The sequence below is a fragment of the Micromonospora sp. PLK6-60 genome (assembly GCF_019890675.1).
GTDB lineage: Bacteria > Actinomycetota > Actinomycetes > Mycobacteriales > Micromonosporaceae > Micromonospora.
This window is the reverse complement of sequence record NZ_JAIOAA010000016.1, coordinates 75417-99079: the sequence shown is the minus strand read 5'-3', so window position 1 is coordinate 99079 and position 23663 is coordinate 75417. Positions and strand designations below refer to the sequence as shown.

The following is a 23663-nucleotide window of genomic DNA, read 5'->3' as shown; positions in this document are numbered from 1 at the left end:
GGCTCAGCCCTCCCCCGGCACCCGCAGCACCGCCGCCCGCAGCAGGTCGTCGGCGGCCGGCGGCACGCAGCGCAGGTCGAGCAGGAGCCGGCCGCGGACCACCCGGCCGAGCACCGGCGGCGCGCCGACGCGCAGCGGCTCGGCGTACCGGGCGGGCAGGCTCAGCGCCCACGAGTCCAGCTCGACGCCGGGGGCGCCGCCGCCGCCGACCACGGACGCGCACGGGGTCACCTCCGCCTTGCGGCCGTCGTCGCCGAGCGCGTCGCGCAGCCGCTCGGCCCGCTCGCGCAGCGTCGCGGGATCGGCGTGCAGGGCGACCCGGGTGGGGGTGTCCGCCCCGTGCAGGGTGCCGGCCAGCGCCGCCAGGGTGAGCTTGTCCACCCGCAGCGCCCGCGCCAGGGGGTGCCGGCGCAGCCGCTCGACCAGCTCCGCCGTGCCGAGCAGCAGACCGGCCTGGGGTCCGCCGAGCAGCTTGTCACCGCTGGCGGTCACCAGATGCGCGCCGGCGCGCAGCGTGCCCGCCGCGTCCGGCTCGTCGGGCAGCAGCGGGTCCGGGGCGAGCAGCCCGGAGCCGATGTCGGCCACCACGGGCACGCCGAGGGTGGCGAGCCGGCGTACCGGCACCGCCGAGGTGAAGCCGGTGACCAGGAAGTTCGACGGGTGCACCTTGAGCACGAAGCCGGTGCGCGGGCCGATCGCCGCAGCGTAGTCGTCGAGGGTGGTGCGGTTGGTGGTGCCGACCTCGCGCAGCCGGGCGCCGGTGCTGGCCAGCAGGTCGGGCAGGCGGAACCCGTCGCCGATCTCGACCAGCTCGCCCCGACTGACCACGATCTCGCGGTCCACGGCGAGGGCGGTGGCGGCGAGGACCAGGGCGGCGGCGCCGTTGTTGACCACGTGCACCGCCCCGGCGTCGGGCACGGCGGCGGCGAGCGCGGCGAGCGCGTCCCGGCCGCGCCGGGCCCGGCGGCCGGTGGCCAGGTCGAGTTCCACGTCGGTGTGCCCGGCGGCGGCCACCACCGCGTCCACGGCGGTGGCCGACAGGGCGGCCCGGCCGAGGTTGGTGTGCAGCACGACGCCGGTGGCGTTGAGCACCGCCCGGGGCGTACTTCCGGGCAGGGCGGCGACGGCGGCGTCGCGTACCTGCTCCGGGGTGATCTCGGCGCGCCGGGCCCGGTCCTGGGCCGCGGTGATCGCGGCCTTCACCCGGTCGCGGCCGAGCGCGGCCACGGCGGCGGCGAGGGTGGGGTCGGCGAGCAGCGTGTCGGTGCGCGGGACGCGCCGCCGAGGGTCGGCCGTGCCGTCGGGCATCGCGTCAACTCCACAGGTTGCCTGGCGGAGACGGACGGGAATCGAACCCGCCTGGCCCGGATTCCGGACCACACCGGTTTTGAAGACCGGGAGGGGCACCAGCCGCCCGAACGCCTCCACCCCGCACTTAACCACATGCGATCACCGCCCGCTGCGGTGAGGGTCAGGAGACGGACTCCTCCGGGTGGGAACGCCGCCGCTCGACGCGCTCCCGCTGCGGCACGACCGTGTACTTCGGGTCCTTCGCCGAGGCGACCCCGCCGTGGAAGATGCCGAACCGGGTGCAGACCGACGCGGCGAGCAGCGCGCCGCCGGAAAGCACGGACAGCACCCGGCTGCGCCGGCCGACCAGCGCCCCGGCCACGCCGGCCGCGGTGAGCGCCCGCCCGGCCCGCAGCAGCCGCCCCGCCCGGCCGGTCGTGTAGGGCTCGCTGAGCAGGCCCAGCCGGTTCTCCACCCGGTGCGCACCCCACAACTCCAGGGCCGCGCCGGCCACGGCGAGGCGGCGGGCCGGCCCGGCCTGGTCGGCCGGCGCGGCGATCAGGCCCACGCCGGCGCCGCTGGCCAGCGCGCTGCCCGCGAAGATGACCGGCAGCTCCGGGTACGCCTCGTGCCAGGACGGCACGGCGGTGTCGGCGAGCAGCACCCCGGTGTACGTGGCCAGCGCCGGCGCGGTGGCGGCGGCGACCAGCCCGGCGGCGTGCCCCACCGGGGGCAGCAGCCGCCGGCCCACGCCGAGCACGCCCCGCTCGGGGAGCCACGGCGCCGCCTCGGCGATCGCGGCCACGCCGGCGGCCGGACCGAAGGCGCTGAGGATCCAGGTGCCCACCGACATCGGGGAGGTCAGCTTCGCCACCCGCAGCATGTGGTGGAACCGGGACGGCCGGCCCAGGTCATGGACCAGGAAGACGGCGCTGGCGCCCACCGCCGCCAGCGAGGTGACCCGGCCGGCGCGGCGCAGCGCCGGCCGGTCGGTGAGCTGCCCGCCGGCGGCCAGCAGCGACGAGCCGGCGGCGAGGCCACCGGTGAACAGGTACGCGGCGATGTCCCACTGCCACACCGGTGCCTTCAGCACCGGCCGCCCGTAGTAGGAGGTGAACTCGGCGGGTGGCACCGTGAGCTGCTCGCCGCCGCCCTTTCGCCGCCCACCACCGCGTCGCCGGTCGGTCGGCGCGACGTCCCGGGGCGGCTGCGCCAGGCCTGCCCGGGCCGCACCGGCGTCGGAGCGGGCCACGCCCGCCCCGCTGCCGGTGGCCCGGTCGGCGTGGCGGTCCGCGGCGGCCCGGCTGCCGGCGGCGTCCTCCTCGGCGGCCCGGTCGTCCGGGGCGCGGTCGGCCCCGGCGGCGAGCCGCTCCCGGAACCGGCGGAACAGGGCGCCGACCGGTGGGCGGTCCGGACTCACGAGTTACCTCCGACGAACGCGGCGACGGCAGCCGCCACCATGGCCAGCGCGGCCAACCCGGCCCGCTTGTACATCTTCGGCAGGTCCCGGGTGGTGACCACCGGGTCCGGGGGCAGGCCGTACACCTCGGGCTCGTCGAGCAGCAGGAAGAACGCGCCGTCGCCGCCCACCCCGTCGGTCGGGTCGTGGCCGTAGAGCCGGGCCTCCGGCACGCCCCGCTCGTGCAGCGTGGCGACCCGCTGGGCGGCGCGTTCGCGCAACTCGTCGAGCGGGCCGTACTGGATGGACTCGGTGGGGCAGGCCTGCGCGCACGCCGGGGTCTGCCCGGCGCCCAGCCGGTCGTAGCAGAGCGTGCACTTCCACGCCCGGCCGTCCCCCTTGCGCTGGTCGATCACCCCGTACGGGCAGGCGGAGATGCAGTAGCCGCAGCCGTTGCAGATGTCCTCCTGCACCACGACGGTGCCGAACTCGGTCCGGAACAGCGAACCGGTCGGGCAGACGTCCAGGCAGGCCGCGTGGGTGCAGTGCTTGCACACGTCGGACATCATCAGCCAGCGGAAGTCGGCCCGGCCCTCCGCGCCGGTGCCCCGCCCGGGCGGCTGGGCGCCGGGCATGCCGAGGAACTGGCTGCCGTTCGCGCCGTTGCCCGCCGTGCCGGCCGGGGGTGCGCCGATCGCGTTGGCCGGCGCTTCCGGTGTGCCGTTCCCAACGGCCGCGGTGCCGTTCGCGCCCGCCGGTGCCCCCACGGTGCCGTTCCCGGTGGTCGGGGCGGTCGGGCCGGTGACCATCCGGGCGGCGGCGTCCGGGTCCCCCGGCGGGACGCCCGGCACGGTGCCGCTCGGGCCGCCCGTGCCCGCACCCACCGCCGCCGCGTCGGCGCTGACCGGGGCGCCGGTCGGATTGCCGGCGAACGGCGGGGTACGGTGCCCGGCCGGCCGGGGCTGCTCGATGAACGCCACGTGCCGCCACGAGTTGGCGGTCAGCGCGCCGGTGTTGTCGTAGGACATGCCCAGCAGGTCGAAGCCGGCGTCCGGGACGCCGTTCCACTCCTTGCAGGCCACCTCGCACGCCTTGCAGCCGATGCAGACGCTGGTGTCGGTGAAGAAGCCCATCCGGGGCCCGGCCTCGGCCCAGCCGGCGTCCGGCGCCGGGTCGAGGGGACCGTACAGGCTGTTGGCGTCGGGAATCATCGTGGCTGCTCCCTCGGCCCGTCGTCGCTCGGCCCGGCCGGATGGCGGACCTCGGTGGTGAGCTGCGGTGGCGTCCCGTGGCCGGGCGGGATCCCGGCGCGACGCCGGTAGTCGTCGACCAGGTCCACCAACCCCGCCCCGGTCGGCCGGCGGCCCGGGCGGATGTCACAGGTGCCGACCTTGCTCTCCTGGATCAGCACGTTCGGGTCGAGGGTGATGCCGAACAGGTCGTTGGCGGAGTCGCCGGTGACCAGGCCCTCGAAGCCGAAGTGGTACGGCAGCCAGAGCTGGTGGATCACCCGCCCGTCGACCCGCAGCGGGGTGAGCCGGTCGGTGACCAGCACCTTCGCCTCGATCACCGCCCGCCCGCTGATCAGGTGCGCCCAGCCCAGGTGGGCCAGCCCCGCCTCGGCGGCCAACTCCGGTGACACCTCGACGAACATCTCCGGCTGCAACTCGGCCAGCGGCCGCACCGTCCGGCTCATGCCGCCGGCGGTGTGGTGCTCGGTGAGCCGGCTGACCGTGAACACGTACGGGTAGACCGCACTGTGCTGCTGCGGCGGGCTCGGGTTCACCGAGTTCACCGGGTGGTCGTACACCTTGCGGGTGGGGTTGGCCTGCTGCCCGTACAGCGGGTTACGCACCGGCGACTCGGCCGGCTCGTAGTGGGTCGGCAGCGGGCCGTCGAGCACGCCGCTGGGCGCGTACAGCCAGCCCTTCCCGTCGGCCTGCATGACGAACGGGTCGTCCCCGGCGAGGGCCGCCGGGCCGGAGGCGTCCGGCGGCGGGCGGTACGACGGCGGCTTCGTCTTCTCGAAGTCCGGCACGTCGTAGCCGGTCCACTCGCCCTTCTCGTCGTCCCACCAGATGTACTTCTTCCGGTCGCTCCACGGCCGGCCCTGCGGGTCGGCGGAGGCGCGGTTGTACAGGATGCGCCGGTTCGCCGGCCAGGCCCAGCCCCACTCGGCGGCGACCCAGTCCTGCTCGTGCCGCGACTTGCGGCGGGCCGCCTGGTTGACGCCCTCGGCGTACACCCCGGAGTAGATCCAGCAGCCCACGGCGGTCGAGCCGTCGTCCTTCGCCTCGGCGAACGAGGCCAGCGGCCGGCCGGTGGTCACGTCGTACCCGTTGATCTCGCGCAGCACCGCCTCGGCGCTCGGCTCGGCGAGCGGACCGTGCGTGGGGTAGTCCCAGGCCAGGTCGAGCAGCGCCCGGTCGCGCGGCTTGTCGGAGCGCGCCAGCTTCTCCCGCAGCTTGAGCCCGAGGTGATAGAAGAACCACAACTCGGAGCGGGCGTCGCCCGGCGGGTCGACGGCCTTCTCCCGCCACTGCAGCAGCCGCTGGGTCTGGGTGAACGTGCCCTCCTTCTCCACGTGCGAGGCGGCGGGCAGGAAGAACACCTCCGTCCGGCACTCCCGCGGGACGATCTCGCCCGTTTCCACCTCCGGGCCGTTCTGCCAGAACGTGGCGCTCTCGATCATGAACAGGTCTCGGACGACCAGCCAGTCGAGGTTGGCCATGCCCAGCCGTTGGGCCCGGCCGTGCGCCGAGCCGACCGCCGGGTTCTGGCCGAGCAGGAAGTAACCCTTGACCTTGTCGTCGATCATGTTCAGCACCTGCTGGTAGGTGCCGTGGTCGCCGGTCATCCGCGGCAGGTAGCCGTAACAGAAGTCGTTCTCCGGCGTCGCCGCGTCCCCCCAGTACGCCTTGAGCAGGCTGGCCGCGTACGACCGGGCGTTGCCCCAGAAACCCTTGTGCCCCGGGTGGCGGATGCTGTTGACCCAGTCGTCGAGGGTCGGGTGGTCGGCGTGGTGCGGCATGGGCAGGTAGCCGGGCAGCAGGTTGAACAGGGTCGGGATGTCGGTCGAACCCTGGATGCTGGCGTGCCCGCGCAGCGCCAGCACGCCGCCGCCGGGGCGACCCATGTTGCCCAGCAGCAACTGGATGATCGCGCCGGTGCGGATGTACTGCACACCGACGGAGTGCTGGGTCCAGCCCACCGAGTAGATCAGCACCCCGGTGCGCTCCCGCCCGGAGTTCTCCGTCCAGGCGCGGGCCAGCTCCAGGAACTTGTCCTGCGGGATGCCGCAGACCCGCTCCACCATCTCCGGGGTGTAGCGGGCGAAGTGCCGCTTGAGGATCTGGTAGACGCAGCGCGGGTGCTGCAGCGTCTCGTCGCGTTGGGTCTCCCCGTGCACCTGGGCGCCGTGCGACTCGTGCCGCAGGCCGGCCGCGGTCTCCCGTTCCTTCGCGGTGTGCCCGCTGCCGGAATCCCCCTCGTGCCCCTCGTACTGCCAGCTGTCCTGCACGTAGCTGGCGGTCTCCGGGTCGAAGCCGGAGAAGAAGCCGTCGCCGTCGTCGGCGTCGACGAACTTCTCGCTGATGATCGTGGCGGCGTTGGTGTACGCCAGCACGTACTCCCGGAAGTCGAGCTCGTTGCTGAGGATGTAGTTGACCACCCCACCGAGCAGCGCGATGTCCGTACCGGCCCGGATCGGCAGGTAGGTGTCGGCGACCGCGCTGGTCCGGGTGAACCGGGGGTCGACGTGGAAGACCTTGGCGCCGCGGCGCTTGGCCTCCATCACCCACTGGAAGCCCACCGGGTGGGCCTCGGCCATGTTCGAGCCCTGGATGACGATGACGTCAGCGTTGGCGACGTCCTGCTGGAAGTCCGTCGCACCACCGCGACCGAAGCTGGCCCCCAGACCGGGGACGGTGGCGGAGTGTCAAATGCGGGCCTGGTTCTCGATCTGGAGTGCCCCCATCGCCGTGAACAGCTTCTTGATGAGGTAGTTCTCCTCGTTGTCCAGCGTCGCCCCGCCCAGGCTGGAGATGCCCAGCGTGCGGTTGAGCGGCCGGCCCTTGTCGTCGACGTCCTCCCAGGTCTCGTCGCGGGCGGCGAGAATCCGGTCGGCGATCATGTCGAGCGCGACGTCGAGGTCGAGATCCTCCCACTCCGTCCCGTACGGCCGGCGGTAGCGCACCTTGGTCTGCCGCAGCGGGCTGGTGACCAGACTCTTGCTGGCCGAGCCCTTCGGGCAGAGCCGGCCCCGGGAGATCGGGCTGTCCGGGTCGCCCTCGATCTGGCTGACCTGGCCGTCCTTGACGTACACCCGCTGCCCGCAGCCCACCGCGCAGTACGGGCAGATCGAGCGGGCCATGCTGTCGGCGGTCTCGGTGCGCGCGGTGAGCGCCGCGCTGTGACCGGACTGGGCGGCGGCGCCGCGGCCGAGCGGGTCGGTCCCGGTGAGTTGCCGGTACACCGGCCAACCTTCGATGAAGGTACGCAGCCCCATACCGGACACCTCCTCCGCACCGTCGGAAGCTGACCACCTGAACATAGGACAGGGGGCACGGGTCCGCGAGCCGAGTGGCGATCATTTTCCGGCGGTGGATGCAGTTCCGCCCCCGGCCGGTGGCCGGGGGCGGAACGGGCGTCGGTGTGCAGGTCGCCTCTCGGCGAGTGGCGCGACGCGGCTCCAGCCGAACGGTATTCCGCGAAGGCAATTTAGGTGAGGCCCGGGGACACTGGACACACCGACACCTCACTCAACCTACCTCGGCCCCCCGTTGTTCCGCTGTGCGCGTGACCCCGACCACTCCTTCTCGGGCGCCGGACATGCCGAAGGCCGGCACCCGTTGATCGGGTGCCGGCCTTCGGTTTCGGGTCAGCTGTTCCAGTGCTGGTTGGCCAGGTCGGTGGCCTGCTTCTCCCACTGCGCGTACGCATCCGGGTAGGCCGAGACCTGCACGGTCTGGGCGGCCTTGGTCAGGGGCATGTCCTGCCAGCCGTCGACCTGCTTCAGGCCCTTCAGGAACGCGAGGGTGGAGTACTCGGGGTCGGTGATCTGCTCCGGCGTACCCCAACCCGAGCTCGGGCGCTGCTGGAACAGGCCCAGCGAGTCGTGGTCATTCTTGTCGCCGAGGTGGCCCAGGTTCTCCAGCTTCGACTCCTGCAGGCTGGTGGCGATCGAGATCACCGCGGCCCGCTCGGGCAGGCCGGCCTTCTTCGTCGCGGCGATGATCGCCTTGGCGTTGGCGGTCTGCTCGGCGTTCAGGTCGATGGTCGACTGGGCGCCCTGCACACTCACCGCGACCGGCTTACCCGCCGTGGCGGCATGCGCCTCGTCGGCGTGAGCGGCGATCGGGCCGGCGACCACACCACCGGCGAAAGCCAGACCAGCAACACCCAGGACGCTCTTACGAATAATCGTGTTCATGGGGGTAGCTCCATTCGGGGGTCGGCACCCGGCGGTCGAAAAGGGGGTCAACCGCACGCGGGTGCAAGCACCACGTCAGGCGCTCAAAAGTCTTCGGGGGGTTCCGGCGGCTCGCGGAAGCACGGGGCCTCTACACGGTGCCGGACCATGTGTAACGACCACCGGCCCACCATCATTCCCCGACCCGGGGCCCCGGGCACGGCCAGGTGGCCGGGCCAGGCGATGCGGTCCTACTGCGGTCGTCCGGATGGTGTAACGACCCCCGCCCGCCAGCCATTCCACCGACCGGATCCCCCCGGTCACACCCCCAAACCCGACAACCAGCCCCACACCACCCAGTCACCCCTTCGCCCGACCCCACCCCCGGGCCCCAACCGCCCACCCGACCCCAGCCGCCCCAGAGGCCGGCCTCGGCCGCCCCCACCCCAGCCCCCCAGCGCTGGGCCGTCGTCACCCACCGTCGGGCCCGTCGCCCAACCGCCCGGCCCGCCCGAAACGGCCGACCCGACAGCACCCCCAGCCGATCACCCCGGCCGACAGCACCATCCCTCTCCCGACACCTACCAATTTGACCTCACAAACGAATCACCCACCCCGCCCTGAACCCCGCCCCGTGCCGACAACCCAATCCTGTTGATCATGGAGTTAGTGGGTGGATAGGAGATCAAATACGGCGCTAACTCCATGATCAACGAGCCAGCCGGCGCGCGGGGGTGCCGGCTGGGGGTGTGCCGGGCGGGGCGGCGCGGATGGACGGGTTCGATCTTCCGGAGTGTTAATAAGGGCCCCTTCCTCTACCGAATGCGTTAACAGGGGGCCCCTCCTTCCGCGCCAGCGGCGCGGGGGGTGGGGTGGGCGTTACGCTGATGGCGTGCAGGTGCTCTCCCCCACCACGACCGGCGTGGCCTTCCTGGCCCGTCCGGGTCGCCCCGCCGTGGTGGCGCGGACGCTGGCCGAGCTGGCCGGCCCGACCCGGGGGGTGGTGGAGCTCCCGGTCCGGCTGATGTGGAGCAGCGAGCGCACCTTCGACCTCGGGCACCCGGACGACCTGCTCTGGATGTACGAGAACGTGCTGCGGGAGAGCATCCGGGTCGACGACCTCCGGCAGCTGATCGACGGGCGCACGCTGCGCCGGGTGTGGCGCCGGCTCAACCTGCCGCACGGCGTGCGGCAGGCCTGGGAGAGCCGGCACCGGGGCCTGCGTACGGCGTGAGCGGGCCGCATCTGCACGAGTTCTACCGCGAGGTGGCCCGGGTGGCGCTGTCCGCGGCCGGCCCGCACCGGTTCGTGCTCGGCGGCGGGGTGGCCTGGGCGGCGCACGGGCTGGTGACCCGACCGACCGAGGACGTCGACCTCTTCGCCGACGTGGAGGGCGCGGCGGCCGCGGCGGCCAGCGAGGTGCGCGCCGCGCTGGAGCGGGCCGGCTTCGCGGTGGTCACCGCCGACCCGGACAGCGAGCTGGGTGAGCTGTTCCCGGGTTTCGACCGGGACGTACGCGACTTCGTGGTGGGCCGCGACGGCCGGCAGATCCGGCTGAGCCTGGCCCGGCTGGACCGGTACCGCAGCCCGGTGGTGATGGATCTCGGGCCGGTGATGGACGTGCGCGACCTGGTCGCGAACAAGACCGCCGCGCTGGTCAACCGGCGGGAGGTGCGGGACTACATCGACGTCGCGGCGGCGCTGGACCACTACCGGGTCGGGGAGCTGCTGGAGCTGGCCCGGCAGGTCGATCCGGCGCTGGACCCGGCGGACGTCCGGGCGGCGGGCCGCTACCTGGACCGGGTGCCGGACCGCCGGTTCGCCCGGTACGGGCTGGACGCCGCGCAGGTGGCCCGGCTGCGGGAGCGGCTGGCCGACTGGCCCCGCTGACGCGGCCCGCGTCGGCCCGCGGCCGTGCGTCACCTGGTCAACTTGCCGCCCGTCACGCCCAGGATCTCGCCGGTGACGTAGCTGGACTCCTGGGAGGCGAAGAAGACGTACGCCGGCGCCAGCTCGGCCGGCTGCCCGGGGCGGCCGACCGGGGTGTCGGTGCCGAACTGCTTCACCTTCTCCTCGGGCATGGTGGCCGGGATCAGCGGCGTCCAGATCGGACCGGGCGCCACCGCGTTGACCCGGATGCCGTGGTCGGCCAGGTTGAGCGCGAGCGCCTTGGTGAAGTTGGCGATCGCCGCCTTGGTGGTGGCGTAGTCCAGCAGCTCCGGTGACGGGTTGAACGCCTGGACCGAGGAGGTGTTGATGATGGTGGACCCCTCGGCCATGTGCGGCACGGCCAGCCGGCAGAGCCAGAACATCGCGTACACATTGGTCTTGAAGACCCGGTCGAACTGCTCGGTGCTGATCTCGAAGAGGCCCTTGTCCTGGGCCATCTGGTAGGCCGCGTTGTTCACCAGGATGTCGATGCCGCCCAGGTCGGACAGGGTCCGGTCGACCAGGTCCCGGCAGTTGGCCTCGTCCCGGATGTCGCAGCGGACCGCCACGCCCCTGCGGCCGGCCTCCTCGACCAGCCGCACGGTCTCCCGGGCGTCGGGCTCCTCCTCCTCGCCCAGGTAGGAGATCAGCACGTCGGCGCCCTCACGGGCGTAGGCGACGGCGACGGCCCGGCCGATGCCCGAGTCGCCGCCGGTGATCAGGGCGCGCTTGCCGGAGAGCCGGTCGCTGCCCCGGTACGACTCCTCGCCGTGGTCCGGCTGCGGGCCCATCCGCCGTTCGGTGCCCGGCGCCGACTGCTGCTGGCCCGGCTGGCCCTGCCGCTGCCCGTACTGCTCGGTGGGGTGCTGCGGGGTGTACTGATCCTCGGTCACGGGGGTCTCCTCGCACGTTTCGTCCGCCCTGGTCCCCTTCTGGGCTACCCCGGCGGGGGCGGCGGAAACAGCTGGGCGCGGCGTCGGAGGTAGCCGAAGTGTTACACCAGAGTGCCGCGGGGGCGCGGTTAAGTGAAATACCGCGCGGAGCTGTGGCAGAAGTGACAACTGCTCGTCTATGGTGCGCAACGGCGCCCGTAGGGCGCCGCGACCCCCATGGAAAGGCACCTCATGACCTCCTCCTCCGGCGCCTCGCGCCGCCAGGTGCTCGCCGTCGCGGCCGCCGCGGCGTCCGTCCCGCTGATCGCCGGCGCGCCGGCCCGGGCGGCGGGCAAGCCGGCGCCGAAGACGTGGGACCTGACGGTCCTGGGCACCTCGGACACCCACGGCAACGTCTACAACTGGGACTACTACAAGGACGCCGAGTTCGACGACAAGGACCACAACGACGTCGGCGTCGCGAAGCTCGCCACCCTGGTCAACCAGATCCGGGCCGAGCGTCGGGGCAGGGCCACCCTGGTGCTCGACGCCGGCGACACCATCCAGGGCACTCCGCTGGCGACGTACTACGCCAAGCAGGAGCCGATCACCGCCACCGGCGAGACGCACCCGATGGCCAACGCGATGAACGTGTTGAAGTACGACGCGGTGACGCTGGGCAACCACGAGTTCAACTACGGGCTGCCGCTGCTGGCCACCTGGATCGAGCAGCTCGGTTTCCCGGCGCTGGCCGCGAACGCGGTGAACGAGAAGACCGGCAAGCCGGCCTTCCTGCCGTACGTGATCAAGGAGGTCGACCTCGGCGGGCACGGCGCGCCGAAGCTGAAGGTCGGCATCCTCGGCCTCACCAACCCGGGCGTGGCCATCTGGGACAAGGGCAACGTCGAGGGCAAGCTGGTCTTCCCGGGCATGGTCGAGACCGCCGCCAAGTGGGTGCCGGTCATGCGGCAGCGCGGCGCCGACGTAGTGATCATCTCCGCCCACGGCGGCGACAGCGGCACCTCCAGCTACGGGCCGGAGCTGCCCAACGAGAACCCGGTGGCGCTGATCGCCGAGCAGGTCCCCGGCATCGACGCGATCCTGTTCGGCCACGCCCACAACGAGGTGCAGGAAAAGTTCGTCACCAACCTGACCACCGGCGAGCAGGTGCTCACCTCGGAGCCGTCGAAGTGGGGCCAGCGGCTGACCCGGATGGACTTCACCCTGACCCGGGAGAAGGGCCGCTGGAAGGTGATCGGCAAGGGCGCCACCACGCTGAACAGCAACACCGTGGTCGAGGACCCGGCGGTGCTCGCGGCCGTGCGCGGTCAGCACGTCAAGACCGTCGACTACGTCAACGAGGTCGTCGCGCAGTCGAGCGTCGAGCTGTCCGCCGTGGAGTCGCGGTACAAGGACACCCCGATCCTGGACTTCATCAACCACGTGCAGACCGAGGTGGTCACCGCCGCCCTGGCCGGCACCGCGTACGCGGGCCTGCCGGTGCTGTCGCTGGCCGCGCCGTTCAGCCGCACCGCGGTCTTCCCGCAGGGCGACGTGCGCATCCGCGACGTGGCCGGGCTCTACGTCTACGACAACACCCTGGAGGCGGTCGTGCTGACCGGCGCCGAGGTGAGGGCGTACCTGGAGTACTCGGCGAAGTACTTCAAGACCTTCCCGGTCGGCACCCCGGTCGACGTGGCGAACATCAACGACCTGAACGTGCCGGACTACAACTACGACGTGTTCTCCGGCGTCGACTACGACATCGACGTCTCGAAGCCGGTCGGCCAGCGGATCACCCGGCTGGTGCTGCCGGGCACCGACACCCCGGTCGCCGCGGACGCGCAGTTCGTCGTCGCGGTGAACAACTACCGGCGCAGCGGCGGCGGCAACTTCCCCGGCATCGTGAAGACCCAGGTCTACAACGAGCAGCAGGAGATCCGCCAGCTGCTGATCGACTGGGCGCAGGCCAAGGGGGTCATCGACCCGGCCGACTTCTTCGTGCCGAACTGGCGGCTGGTCCGCGAGGGCGTGCCGGTCTTCTGACCGGCACCCGGGCAGCGACGGGCCGCGGACCGGTGAGGTTCGCGGCCCGTCGCCGTCGTCAGCCGCCGGCGCGCAGGTTCCACTCCTGCTCGCCGACCGGCTCCGGCCGGTCCCGAGGCGGCTCGGTCTCGGTCGACGTGGCCCGGTCCTCCGGGGCCACCCGGGGCGGCAGCTCGCCGAAGCGGACGTGCCGCAGGAAGGCGTACTCCTCGTCGGTGAACGACTCGCGGGGCTCGCTCATGACCGCATTGTGCGCCCCCGGCGCGACCGGTGGGATCGACCGTCGGGCCGGGAGTCAGCCGCGCCCCACCGGCGCGCGGGGGGCGGCCCGCGTCCGGGGCAGCCGGTCCAGCAGGGCGAGCGCGGCCCGTACCGGCCGCCGGGACAGGGTCCGGTCGAAGCTGGCCCGGCCCTGGCAGAACCGGACGAACATCCGCCAGCCGGGCGGGGTGGCGAGCAGCGCGTGGAAGACGTCCGGCCGGCGCTCGAAGACCTCCAGCAGCCGGTGCCCGGCCCGCATCTCCGGCCCCAGCCGGTCCCGTACGGCCCGCTCGTAGCCGGCCGGGTCGCCGGCGGCGACCGCCGCACCGGCCAGCCGGCCGGAGCGCAGCGCGTAGCTGATCCCCTCCCGGCTCCACGGCTCGAGCAGGCCGGCGGCGTCCCCGGCGACCAGGACCCGGTCCCGGCGCAGCGGCGAGTCGGCCGTCCGGCACCGGGTCAGGTGCCCGGAGTCGTGCTCCGGCGGCACGCCGGAGAGGCCCAGCCGGTCGACGAAGTCGCGCAGGTAGCCGCGGGTCCGCTCGCCGGCGCCCCGGGCGGCGATCACCCCGACCGTCAGCCGGTCGCCCTTCGGGAAGACCCATCCGTACGACCCGGGCAGCGGCCCCCAGTCCAGCAGCACCCGGCCGCGCCAGCGGTCCTGCTCGGCGACCGGCACCGGCAGCTCCAGTTCCAACCCGAGATCCACCTGCCGGAACCGGACGTCGACGTGGCGGGCGGTGACACCGGAGGAGCCGTCGGCGCCGATCACCCACCGGGCGCGTACCTGCGCGCCGTCGGCCAGCCGCAGGCGTACCCCGTCGGGGTCCTGGGTCAGCGCGCGGACCGCGACGCCCTCGCGGATCTCGGCGCCGGCGGCCAGGGCGGCGGCCCGCAGCCGGTCGTCGAACTCCTCCCGGCGGACCATGGCCACCAGCGGGCCGTCGGCGTGGCGGCGGGTGAAGCCGGCCCGCCCGTCCCGGGTGAAGGTGACCCGGTCGACCCGGTCGTGCGCCGGCACGTCGATCCGGTCGGCCACCTCGGCCAGCGAGGTCCCGATCAGCCCGCCGCCGCAGGTCTTGTACCGGGGATGGGTGGCCCGCTCGACGACCAGGGTGCGCAGCCCGGCGCGGGCGGCGGCGTGCGCCGCGGCGAGGCCGGCGGGCCCGCCGCCGACGACCGCGAGATCCCAGACGACCACCGGTGCAGCCTAGGGCAGACCCCGGCGGCGGCGCCCGCGACGCGTCGCCGCGGACCCCCCGATCGGGTGGGCATCATCGGCCGCTCGTGGGGTAACCGCCCGGCGCAGACCGCCCGTCGGTCGGGCGGTCCACCGCGAGGAGGAACGTCATGCCGCAGGTACGGCTGTCGGAGACCGAGGAACGGGTTTACCAGGCGGTGGCCGCGCTGGAGGCCCGGGGCGACGTCCCCTATCCCGACCTGATCGCCCGGGAGACCCAGATGACCGAGGAAGAGGTGCACGAGCCGCTGCACCTGCTCACCGAGCGCGGCCTGCTGCACCGGGAGGACTCCCCGATGGCCGGGCTGGACTTCGGTCCCCGGTGGTGTGCCCGCCAGCCGGCCTGACTCGTTTGCCCCGGCGGAGGCCGGGTAGCGACCGGGGAGGCGTGATCGACGGCGGTCGGAGGGCAGCCCATGAGCACGGACCGGTCGTCGGCCGGGACGGACACCCCGGGGTACGACGACCGGCGGCGCTGGCAGGCGCTGGGCGTGGGCCTGGTGGCGGCGTTCATGACGCTGCTCGACGTCAGCATCGTCAACGTCGCCGTGCCGTCGATCGACCGGGCTTTGCACGCCACCCCGAGCGACCTGCAGTGGGTGCTGTCCGGGTACGCGTTGACGTTCGGCCTGGTGCTGGTGCCGGCCGGGCGGTTCGGTGACGCGCGCGGGCGGCGGACGGCGTTCGTGGTCGGGGTGGGACTGTTCACGCTGACCAGCGCGCTGGCCGGCCTGGCCACCTCCGCGACCTGGCTGATCGTCGCCCGCCTCGTGCAGGGCGCCGCCGCCGGCGTGGTGAACCCACAGGTCAGCGGCATGATCCAGCAACTGTTCCGGGGCGCCGACCGGGGTCGCGCGTTCGGGCTGCTCGGCGCCACCATCGGCATCTCCACCGCGGTCGGGCCGCTGCTGGGCGGGCTGCTCATCCAGCTCGGCGGCGAGGAGCACGGCTGGCGGTGGGTGTTCTTCGTGAACATCCCGGTCGGCATCGTGGCGATGCTGCTCGCCTGGCGGCTGATCCCCGCCCGCCCCACCGGCGGCCCCTGCCGGCACCGGCTCGACCCGGTGGGCGTGCTGCTGCTCGGCTCCGGGGTGACCGTGATCCTGCTGCCACTGGTGCAGCGGGAGCAGTGGCAGGGGTCGGCCAAGTGGCTGCTGATCCCGCTCGGCCTGCTGCTGCTGGCCGGCTTCGCGCTCTGGGAACGCCGGTACGCCCGGCACACCCAGCCCCTGTTCGACCTGCGGCTGTTCGGGTTGCGCTCGTACACGCTGGGCTCGCTGATCGGCCTGATCTACTTCGGCGGCTTCACCGCGATCTTCTTCATCTTCACCCTCTACCTGCAGATCGGCCTGGGCTACAGCGCGCTGGTCGCCGGCCTGGCGATCACCCCGTTCGCGCTCGGCTCGGCGGTCGCCTCGGCGCTCGGCGGGCGGGTGGTCACCCGGTACGGCCGGCCGCTGGTCGCCATCGGGCTGCTGGGCGTGGTGGTCGGCCTGGTCGCGACGGACCTGGTGCTGACCGGGGGGCCGCACCACGACGTCCCGCTGCGTACCGCGCTGCCGCTGCTCGTCGCCGGGCTGGGCAGCGGCCTGGTGATCGCGCCCAACCAGACCCTCACCCTCTCCCAGGTGCCGGTGCCGATGGCCGGCAGCGGTGCCGGCATGCTGCAGACCGGGCAGCGGATCGGCTCGGCGGCCGGCATCGCCGCAGTGGGCGCGCTGTTCTTCTCGACCCTCGCCGAGCACCAGGGCGACTGGGCGGTGGCGTTCCGGCACTCGCTGCTGCTGGCCGCCGGGATCGTCGCGCTGGCCCTGGCCGCCGCCGTGGTGGACATCGTGGCCGGCCGCCAGCACGCCGGTTCGTCCTCCTGACCGGGCCGCCTCCGGTCACCGGCCCGCCGGCACTCCCGGGTGCGGCTCCCGGCCCGGCTCGTCGGCGGGGCCCGGCTCGTCGCCAGGGCGCGGGTCGGCGCCAGGGTGCGGGTCGGCGGCCGGGAGCAGGACGGTGGTGAGCAGCCGCCGGGTGCGGCCCGGACCGGGACCGAGGGCCGCGTACTCGGCGAAGAGCGCGCGCCAGCGGCTGAGGAACTCGGCGGTCTCGGCGTCCGTGGTGTGCAGGGCGTTCTGCCGGTAGCCGCCCAGATCGCGGGCCAGGTCGCCGCCGCCGCCGTCGAGATAGCGGTCGAAGTCGGCGAGCAGCCCGGCGACGAAGGTGAGGAACGCCCGGCGGTGCTGCTCGGGACTCATCGCCCGGGCCGCGTCCGCGTCCACACTGGCTGCTGCCTCGTCCAGCCGGTAGCGGCGCTCCACCGCGCCGCGGACCCGCCGCTCCCCCGCCGGGACCAGGACGCCGTGCTCGGCGAGGGTGGCCACCTGCCGGTAGAGGGTGGCCGGCGGCACGTCCGGCAGCGTGGCGCGCAGGTCGGCCGTGGTCAGCGTCCGGCCGCCGAGGAACGCCTGCACGATGCGCAGCCGGATCGGGTGCAGGAGCAGCTCCGCGGTGTCGAGTGCCACATCGGTCACCTTTTCATTCTCATCGGTGATAACGTTATCTCCGGTGAGAGTATAACGACCTGAGGAGGACGCCGTGGCCACCATCGACGTCGGCACCGACCGGATCCGGGTGCGGCTCAGCCGCGCCGAGAAGCTCTGGGCCCTCCGCGGTGACCTCACCTTCCCCCGCTCCGCCGTACGGGAGGTGACGGTGGAACCCGACGGCCTGGCCGCCACCCGCGGCCTGCGCGCCCCCGGCCTCGGGCTGCCCGGAGTGCGCAAGGTCGGCACCTGGCGGCGGCGCGGCGGGCGCGAACTCGTCAGCGTCCGCGCCGGCCAGCCCGCCGTCCGGATCACCCTCGACGGCCAGTGGTACAACTCGGTGCTCGTCGGCGCCGACCAGCCCGAGGACCTCGCCCGGGCGGTGCGCGGATGAGCACCGAGCGGGAGATCGCGGTCGCCTCCGCCGGGCAGCGGCTGGTCGGCACCCTCACCCTGCCCGCCGGCGCCGGCCCGCACCCCGCCGCGCTGCTGCTGCCCGGGTCGGGACCGCTGAACCGCGACGGCGACCACCGCCGGCTGCCGCTGGGCATCCAGCGGGCCCTCGCCGCCGCGCTGGTCGGCGCGGGCGTCGCGACCCTCCGGTACGACCGCCGCGGCGTGGGCGCCAGCTCCGGCAGCTTCCCGCGTACCGGCTTCCACGACAACGTCGACGACGCCCGGGCGGCCCTCGACGCGCTCGGCGCGGCACCCGAGGTGGACTCCGGGCGCCTGTTCCTCGTCGGGCACAGCGAGGGCGCCCTCACCTCGGTCGCGCTGGCCGCCCGCGGGGTCCCGGTGGCCGGGCTGGTCCTGCTCGCGGGCACCGGCCGGCCCGGCGCGGAGGTGCTGCGGTGGCAGGCCGCCCGGCTGCTTCCCGACCTGCCCGCCCCGGTGCGCCTGCTGCTGCGGCTGACCCGCACCGACCTGGTGACAAAGGTGTCCCGCAACCACGAGAAGATCCTCGCCAGCAGCGGGGACGTGGCGTGGATCGGCGGGCAGCGGCTCAACGCGAAGTGGATGCGGCAGTTCCTCCGCTACGACCCGCGCCCCGACCTCGCCCGGGTCCACGCCCCCGTCCTCGCGCTCACCGGCGACAAGGACCTGCAGGTCGACCCGGGGGATCTCCCGATCATCGCCGAGTCGGCCGGCCGCCCGGCCGAGACCTGCCTGCTGCCGGACATCACGCACATCCTGCGCCGCCAGCCTGGGCCGCCGTCGCTGCGGGCCTACCGGCGGGAGGCACGGCAGCCCGTCGACCCGTCGGTGACCGGGGCGGTCACCGGGTGGATCACCAGCCGCTGCGGTTGACCCACCCTGCCCTGGACATGCCGAAGGCCGGCACCCCGTTGTCGGGTGCCGGCCTTCAGGTTTGGGTCAGCTGTTCCAGTGCTGGTTGACCAGGTCGGTGGCCTGCTTCTCCCACTGCGCGTACGCGTCGGGGTAGGCGGAGACCTGGACGGTCTGGGCGGCCTTGGTCAGGGGCATGTCCTGCCAGCCGTCGACCTGCTTCAGGCCCTTGAGGAACGCGAGGGTGGAGTACTCGGGGTCGGTGATCTGCTCCGGCGTACCCCAACCCGAGCTCGGGCGCTGCTGGAACAGGCCCAGCGAGTCGTGGTCATTCTTGTCGCCGAGGTGGCCCAGGTTCTCCAGCTTCGACTCCTGCAGGCTGGTGGCGATCGAGATCACCGCGGCCCGCTCGGGCAGGCCGGCCTTCTTCGTCGCGGCGATGATCGCCTTGGCGTTGGCGGTCTGCTCGTCGTTCAGGTCGATGGTCGACTGGGCGCCCTGCACACTGACCGCGACCGGCTTACCGGCCGTGGCGGCATGCGCCTCGTCGGCGTGAGCGGCGATCGGGCCGGCGAACACACCACCGGCGAAAGCCAGACCGGCAACACCCAGGACGCTCTTACGAATGATCGTGTTCATGGGGGTAGCTCCATTCGGGGGTCGGCACGCAACCCAAAAGGGGGGTTCGGGTCACGGGCAAGCACCACGTCAGGCGCTCAAAAGTCTTTGGGGGGGGTCCGGCGGCTCGCGGAGGCACGGGGCCTCTACACGGTGCCGGACCATGTGTAACGACCACCGGCCCACCATCATTCCCCGGCCCGGGGCCCCGGCACGGCCGGGGTGGCCGGGCCAGGCGATGCGGTCCTGCTGCGGTCGTCCGGATGGTGTAACGACCCCCGCCCGCCAGCCATTCCACCGACCGGATGCCCCCGGTCACACCCCCAAACCCGACAACCAGCCCCACACCACCCAGCCACCCCATTGCCCGACCCCACCCCCGGGCCTCAACCGCCCACCGGCCCCAGAGCAAACCCCGGTCGTCCCACTGGTCGACGGGGCCATGGGGTTCGACGGCGGCCGGCGACTCGTTTGTGAGGTCAAGTTGATAGGTGTCGGGAAAGGTCTGGCCGGGCCGGGCTGGGCGCTGCGGGGCGGCCGTCCCGGACGGGGCCGGATGGTTGGGGGCGAACGCGTCGGCCGTGGGGCGACAACAGCCCGGCGCTGCGCCGGACGGTGAAACCACTGCGCCCCGGCGGACCGGCTGAGGCTGGCCCCCGAACTCCGTTGATCATGGAGTTAGCGGGTGGATAGAAGATCAAATACGCCGCTAACTCCATGATCAACAGGGGGGCTGTGGTGCAGATGCGTGACCGGCCGGCCCCGGGTGGGGCCGGCCGGTCACGGGTGTGAGGTGTTACCAGACCTGGGCGACGATGTCCGCCGCCTGCTCCTCCCACTGCGCGTACGCGTACGGGTAGGCCGACACCTGCACGGTCTGCGCGGCGGTGGTCAGCGGCAGCTCCTGCCAGCCACCGACGTTCTTGAGCGCGTTGAAGAACGCCTTGGACGAGTAGTCCGGGTCGGTGATCTGCTCGGACGTGCCCCAACCGGACGACGGGCGCTGCTGGAACAGCCCCTCCGAGTCGTGGTCGTTGTACGCGCCGAGGTGGCCGAGGTTGTACAGCTTCGACTCCTGCAGCGAGGTGGCGACGCCGATGACGGCGCCCCGCTCACCCACGCCGGTGTCCTTGGCCGCCTTCACGATGGCCTTGGCGTTGGCGACCTGGGCGTTGTCGAGCGGGATGCGCGACTGCGCGCCCTCGAGGCCGTGCGGGATCAGCTCGTCCCGGCTGGGCCGCTCGCCCTTGCTCGGTACCTTGTCGTTGCCGATGGTCAGGCCGGACTCGACCGTGGTGGCCTTCTTGCCGGTGGCCAGGTCGATGGCGGCCACCGCGCCGGTGTGCGGGCCGCTGGTGATCGGCGCGGCGACGGCGGTGGGACCGAACGCCAGCCCGCCGATGGCGGCGACGCCGGCGACGGTCAGCGCGGTCCGGCGGTTCGGGCTGTTCGCGGCGGCAGTCCTGGTGGTCGCGACCGCGGTCCGGGTGTTGTCGACGGCGGTCTTCGCGATGGCGGGGAGCCATCGAGTGAAGTGCTGCTTCACGATGGTTGCCCTTTCGATCGTTACGACGCGCTCCGAGGTGAGCGCCCCTGGGGGACGACCGGCCGGGTACGGGTTTAGGTCCCGGCGGTACGGGGGACACAACCGGCTCGCCGTGTCGGTCATTCCGGAAATGCCGGTCGGGCCGGAGGCTGCGGCCCAGGTCACCCGGGGTACCGGACAGCCGAGGGCGACCACGCCGAAACGCCGACCGCAGGGACCTCGCCGGCCACTCAGGCGGGCGGTGGGCCGGTCCCGGACGAACCGGTCGCCGGGGCGCCGAACCAGACCAGGACGTGCCAGAGCTGCTTGAGGTGCTGGAGGGTGAGCGCGGTCGGCCCCCGGTCCGCCCAGCGCGCCGGCTCCCGGACCACCGACGCGGCGGCCCGGCCGATCAGCTCGGCGTCGACGGCCTGGCCGGGGCGGGCGAACTCGGCGTGCACCCGGGCCGCCAGCGGCGGGATCGCCGGGCCGCGGAACTCCGGGTCGATCGCGTCGACGGGCAGCGCGAACCCGGCGTGCCAGAGCAGGGGGAAGCCGTGCCGGTCGGCGAGCGCGGCGAGGGTCCGGGCCACCGGGGTGCCCCGGAACGAGGGGTCGACGACGACGGCCTCGACGTCCCGGGCGAGGCTCAGCTCGCCGTGGATCTGCGCCTCGATGTAGTCGTCCAACGCCCGGCCCGCCGCGGCGGACGCCCGCTCGCGGCGACGCAGCAGGGTGCGCAGCAGCGTCCCGGTGTCCATGCCGGACAGACCGAGGCTGATCCCGGTGCCGGCGGTGGCGGTCAGCAGCGCGGCGAGCACCGGTTCGAAGACGTCGATGGTGCCCAGCTCCGTGGGCTGGGTATGCGTGTCGCCGAAGCTGAACGTGGCCCGGGCCAGGACGTCGGGGCGCAGCCGCAGGTGGCAGGAGCCGAACCGGGGGCAGGCGCCGTCCGGGTGATCCAGCAGGTTGAGGCCGCCGTACTTCGGGCGCGCGGCGAGCGGCACACCGACCCTCTGGTACGCGCCGCCGAACAGCCGCTGCTCCCAGCGGTCGCGGTCGCCGCCGGGGAACGCGGTCAGACCGCCGTTGGAGATGCCGGTCTCGAACTGGCTGCGGTAGACGCCGTCCCGGTCGAGCGCCTCGGCCACCGTACGTCCGTCGGCCAGCACCCGGTCCGGGTGGAAGTTGAGGGTCAGCCGGCCGTGCGCGGCCACCGCCGCGATCACCTCCGCCGGCCGGTACGCGGCGCCGGAGCCGGCGAGGTGGGCAGCGATGACGGCGAGCGCGGCCGGCCGGTCGCGCCGCGCCGCGCCGCGGACGTGGCGCAGGGCGGCGGACTGGGCGGCGGTGAGGGTGGGGCCCGGCACAGGGCCGAGTATCGGTGACCCTTCACCGGCCCGCACCGGAGTTTCGCCGGTCAACCGTCGGTGCCGAAACCGTCCAGCGTGGACCGCCCGTCGAGGTCGGTCAGCTCCTGGAAGACGGTGATCTGCAGACCGGCCGGCGCATCGAGGCGCGAGTTGAGCGACTGCCACGGGGTGACGGTCGGCGGGGCGACCTCGGTGGCGCCGGCCTCGACGAGCCGCCCGGTGACCGTGGTGGCGTCGTCCACCTCGAACGCCACCCGGATCCGCGGCGCGACCTGACGCCCGACCTCCACCTCGTCGATCATGCGCTTCTGCGCCGGATTGGCGAGCTCCAGCGTCGCCCGGCCGGCGTCGAGGATCACCACCCGGGCCCCGTCACCGCCGGAGAAGGCGGCCTGCTCGGGCAGGCCGAGCACGTCCCGGAAGAAGCGCACGGCCGCGTCGTAGTCCTCGGCCTCGACCACGAGACGCAGCTGACGTACGGCCGGCCGCGCGGTGTGCTGATCCTGCGTCATGCCCGCCGATCCTAGTCGGCACCATGGACGCGCCGGCCGCCGCGACGCTCGTGACCCGGGTGCCCCCGGCGCTACAGTGAGGTCGCGTCAATCGGAAGGCGACGACGGTGACGGCAAGCGCGGCGGTCGACCAGGTGCGGCTGGGTGACCACGTCTGTTGGGCGTACGACGACGAGGCCGCCGGTCTCGACGCCGCCGACGCCTTCGCCGCGACCGGCCTGCGGCTCGGGCAGAAGGTCATCTGTTACACCGGCACGACCGCCCCGGCCGCCATGCGGGAGCGCCTCGACCGCGCCGGCGTGCCCACGGAGGAGGCGCTGGCGAGCGGGCGGCTGCGGATCCTGCCGGCGGTGGAGAGCTACCTCGCGGGCGGGCCGTTCCGGGCCGGCGACGTGCGCGCCGCCTTCGCCGCCGAGATCGACCGGGCCCGCGAGGAGCGCTACCCGGGCCTGCGGATCGCCGCCGACATGGGGTGGGCGGTGCGCGTCGGGGTGGGGCTTCGGGAGCTGAGCCGGTACGAGGCCGACGTCAACCGGCTGTTCCTGGACCGCCGGGCCACCGGGCTCTGCCTGTACGACCGGCGGCTGTTCCCGCCGGGTCAGCTGCGGACGATCGGCGCCGCCCACCCGTCGACCGGCGGCCCGCACCTCGGCCGGGGGTGGCGGCCGGCGCTGCGGGCGTACCGCACGGACGAGCCGCCGGGCCTGCGGCTGGTGGGGCAGGTCGACCAGAGCAACCGGCTCGCGGTCCGGGCGGTGCTGGCCGAACTGGCCGGACGGCCGGCGGTGCTGGACCTGTCGGAGCTGACCTTCGCCGACGTCGACACGGCGCACGTGCTGGCCGGGCTCGGCGACGACGGCGTACGGCTGGTCGGCTGCCGACCGCGGCTGCGGCGGCTGCTGGACCTGGCGCGGGCGACCGGGCCGGGCCACCCGGGGCAGGTGTCGGCATGACCGGCGACGTCCCGCTGCGCCCCGTCGGCCGGGTGGTGTCCCCGCTGACCGACCCGGCGACCGCGCCGAAACAGGGCGACGAGGGCGCGCCGCCGGCGTGGCTGGTCTTCGACGAGGCGTACGCACCGGCGCTGCGCGGCCTGGCCCCCGGCGCGGACGTGCTGGTGCTGACCTGGTTGGACCGGGCCCGGCGGGACGTGCTGGTGGTGCACCCGCGTGGCGACGCGTCCCGCCCGCAGACCGGGGTCTTCGCCACCCGCTCCCCGCACCGCCCGAACCCGGTGGGCCTGCACCGGGTCCGGGTGCTCGAGGTCGACGGCGTGCGGGTGCGGGTGGCCGACCTGGAGGCGCTGGACGGCACGCCCGTGCTCGACGTCAAGCCGGTGCTCGACGGCGAGCGTTGACGCCGGCCGCCAC

At 73.7% G+C, this 23663-nt stretch carries 22 protein-coding genes and 1 tRNA gene; 9 read left to right on the top strand and 14 right to left on the bottom strand.

Annotated features, from left to right (window positions below):
• Nucleotides 1–3 precede the first annotated feature (3 nt).
• The 6 genes from selA to K7640_RS24325 all read right to left on the bottom strand — a co-directional run bounded on the left by selA (nucleotide 4) and on the right by K7640_RS24325 (nucleotide 8120).
• On the bottom strand, nucleotides 4–1308 hold the full coding sequence (gene selA / locus K7640_RS24355) for an L-seryl-tRNA(Sec) selenium transferase (RefSeq protein ID WP_222957225.1): 1305 nt from the start codon (nucleotides 1306–1308) through the stop codon (nucleotides 4–6).
• A 22-nt stretch (nucleotides 1309–1330) separates the two neighbouring features.
• Nucleotides 1331–1426, bottom strand: a tRNA-Sec gene (locus K7640_RS24350).
• A gap of 45 nt (nucleotides 1427–1471) precedes the next feature.
• Nucleotides 1472–2710 (bottom strand): NrfD/PsrC family molybdoenzyme membrane anchor subunit, encoded by a 1239-nt coding sequence (gene nrfD / locus K7640_RS24345; protein WP_222957224.1) that lies wholly within the window; start codon nucleotides 2708–2710, stop codon nucleotides 1472–1474.
• Nucleotides 2707–3897, bottom strand: a complete 1191-nt coding sequence (locus K7640_RS24340) for a 4Fe-4S dicluster domain-containing protein (RefSeq protein ID WP_374198122.1) — start codon at nucleotides 3895–3897, stop codon at nucleotides 2707–2709. The genes nrfD and K7640_RS24340 overlap by 4 nt, the downstream gene beginning before the upstream one ends.
• On the bottom strand, nucleotides 3897–7196 hold the full coding sequence (fdh, locus tag K7640_RS24335; RefSeq protein ID WP_255609851.1) for a formate dehydrogenase: 3300 nt from the start codon (nucleotides 7194–7196) through the stop codon (nucleotides 3897–3899). Before fdh ends, K7640_RS24340 begins: the two co-directional genes overlap by 1 nt.
• 372 nt (nucleotides 7197–7568) lie before the next feature.
• Nucleotides 7569–8120: a hypothetical protein gene (locus tag K7640_RS24325; RefSeq protein WP_222957221.1), complete on the bottom strand. Its 552-nt coding sequence runs from the start codon at nucleotides 8118–8120 to the stop codon at nucleotides 7569–7571.
• 871 nt (nucleotides 8121–8991) lie between these two features.
• Here K7640_RS24325 and K7640_RS24320 point away from each other — a divergent pair.
• On the top strand, nucleotides 8992–9333 hold the full coding sequence (locus K7640_RS24320; protein ID WP_222957220.1) for a hypothetical protein: 342 nt from the start codon (nucleotides 8992–8994) through the stop codon (nucleotides 9331–9333).
• Entirely contained in the window at nucleotides 9330–9989 is a 660-nt protein-coding gene (locus K7640_RS24315; protein WP_308042674.1) for a nucleotidyl transferase AbiEii/AbiGii toxin family protein, read from the top strand. Before K7640_RS24320 ends, K7640_RS24315 begins: the two co-directional genes overlap by 4 nt.
• Nucleotides 9990–10018: 29 nt before the next feature.
• Here K7640_RS24315 and K7640_RS24310 read toward each other — a convergent pair whose 3' ends face one another.
• Nucleotides 10019–10921, bottom strand: coding sequence for an SDR family oxidoreductase (locus tag K7640_RS24310; RefSeq protein WP_308042673.1), 903 nt, complete (start codon nucleotides 10919–10921; stop codon nucleotides 10019–10021).
• 231 nt (nucleotides 10922–11152) lie between these two features.
• Here K7640_RS24310 and K7640_RS24305 point away from each other — a divergent pair, with 231 nt between their 5' ends.
• On the top strand, nucleotides 11153–12946 hold the full coding sequence (locus tag K7640_RS24305) for a bifunctional UDP-sugar hydrolase/5'-nucleotidase (RefSeq protein ID WP_222957219.1): 1794 nt from the start codon (nucleotides 11153–11155) through the stop codon (nucleotides 12944–12946).
• A gap of 58 nt (nucleotides 12947–13004) precedes the next feature.
• Here K7640_RS24305 and K7640_RS24300 read toward each other — a convergent pair whose 3' ends face one another.
• Together K7640_RS24300 and K7640_RS24295 are read right to left on the bottom strand one after the other, a co-directional pair.
• Entirely contained in the window at nucleotides 13005–13187 is a 183-nt protein-coding gene (locus K7640_RS24300) for a hypothetical protein (protein ID WP_222957218.1), read from the bottom strand.
• Nucleotides 13188–13241: 54 nt separating this feature from the next.
• Complete coding sequence (locus tag K7640_RS24295) at nucleotides 13242–14405, bottom strand: geranylgeranyl reductase family protein (RefSeq protein ID WP_222957217.1); 1164 nt, start codon at nucleotides 14403–14405, stop codon at nucleotides 13242–13244.
• Nucleotides 14406–14554: 149 nt separating this feature from the next.
• On the opposite strand from K7640_RS24295, the gene K7640_RS24290 reads away from it, so the two are divergent.
• Nucleotides 14555–14791 (top strand): hypothetical protein, encoded by a 237-nt coding sequence (locus tag K7640_RS24290; protein ID WP_222957216.1) that lies wholly within the window; start codon nucleotides 14555–14557, stop codon nucleotides 14789–14791.
• A 69-nt stretch (nucleotides 14792–14860) separates the two neighbouring features.
• Nucleotides 14861–16315 carry an MFS transporter gene (locus K7640_RS24285; protein WP_222957215.1) on the top strand — a complete coding sequence of 485 codons (1455 nt, stop codon included), beginning with the start codon at nucleotides 14861–14863 and terminating at the stop codon, nucleotides 16313–16315.
• 15 nt (nucleotides 16316–16330) lie between these two features.
• Here the strand turns inward: K7640_RS24285 and K7640_RS24280 are convergent, their stop codons facing one another.
• Complete coding sequence (locus K7640_RS24280; protein WP_308042671.1) at nucleotides 16331–16966, bottom strand: helix-turn-helix domain-containing protein; 636 nt, start codon at nucleotides 16964–16966, stop codon at nucleotides 16331–16333.
• 64 nt (nucleotides 16967–17030) lie between these two features.
• Here K7640_RS24280 and K7640_RS24275 point away from each other — a divergent pair, with 64 nt between their 5' ends.
• Together K7640_RS24275 and K7640_RS24270 are read left to right on the top strand one after the other, a co-directional pair.
• Nucleotides 17031–17372, top strand: a complete 342-nt coding sequence (locus K7640_RS24275) for a hypothetical protein (protein ID WP_222957214.1) — start codon at nucleotides 17031–17033, stop codon at nucleotides 17370–17372.
• A complete protein-coding gene (locus tag K7640_RS24270; protein WP_222957213.1) occupies nucleotides 17369–18286 on the top strand; it encodes a S9 family peptidase in 918 nt (305 codons plus the stop codon). The genes K7640_RS24275 and K7640_RS24270 overlap by 4 nt, the downstream gene beginning before the upstream one ends.
• 66 nt (nucleotides 18287–18352) lie before the next feature.
• Here K7640_RS24270 and K7640_RS24265 read toward each other — a convergent pair whose 3' ends face one another.
• The 4 genes from K7640_RS24265 to K7640_RS24250 form a co-directional block, all read right to left on the bottom strand.
• Complete coding sequence (locus K7640_RS24265) at nucleotides 18353–18904, bottom strand: hypothetical protein (RefSeq protein WP_222957212.1); 552 nt, start codon at nucleotides 18902–18904, stop codon at nucleotides 18353–18355.
• 775 nt (nucleotides 18905–19679) lie between these two features.
• A complete protein-coding gene (locus K7640_RS24260) occupies nucleotides 19680–20429 on the bottom strand; it encodes a hypothetical protein (protein WP_222957211.1) in 750 nt (249 codons plus the stop codon).
• Nucleotides 20430–20659: 230 nt separating this feature from the next.
• Nucleotides 20660–21778: a DUF3626 domain-containing protein gene (locus K7640_RS24255; RefSeq protein WP_222957210.1), complete on the bottom strand. Its 1119-nt coding sequence runs from the start codon at nucleotides 21776–21778 to the stop codon at nucleotides 20660–20662.
• Nucleotides 21779–21828: 50 nt separating this feature from the next.
• Nucleotides 21829–22293 (bottom strand): VOC family protein, encoded by a 465-nt coding sequence (locus K7640_RS24250; protein WP_222957209.1) that lies wholly within the window; start codon nucleotides 22291–22293, stop codon nucleotides 21829–21831.
• A gap of 107 nt (nucleotides 22294–22400) precedes the next feature.
• Between K7640_RS24250 and K7640_RS24245 the strand changes: the two genes are divergently transcribed.
• Both K7640_RS24245 and tsaA read left to right on the top strand, forming a co-directional pair.
• Nucleotides 22401–23246, top strand: a complete 846-nt coding sequence (locus K7640_RS24245) for an MEDS domain-containing protein (protein ID WP_222957208.1) — start codon at nucleotides 22401–22403, stop codon at nucleotides 23244–23246.
• Nucleotides 23243–23650: a tRNA (N6-threonylcarbamoyladenosine(37)-N6)-methyltransferase TrmO gene (gene tsaA, locus K7640_RS24240; RefSeq protein ID WP_222957207.1), complete on the top strand. Its 408-nt coding sequence runs from the start codon at nucleotides 23243–23245 to the stop codon at nucleotides 23648–23650. The genes K7640_RS24245 and tsaA overlap by 4 nt, the downstream gene beginning before the upstream one ends.
• The last annotated feature ends 13 nt before the right edge of the window (nucleotides 23651–23663 follow it).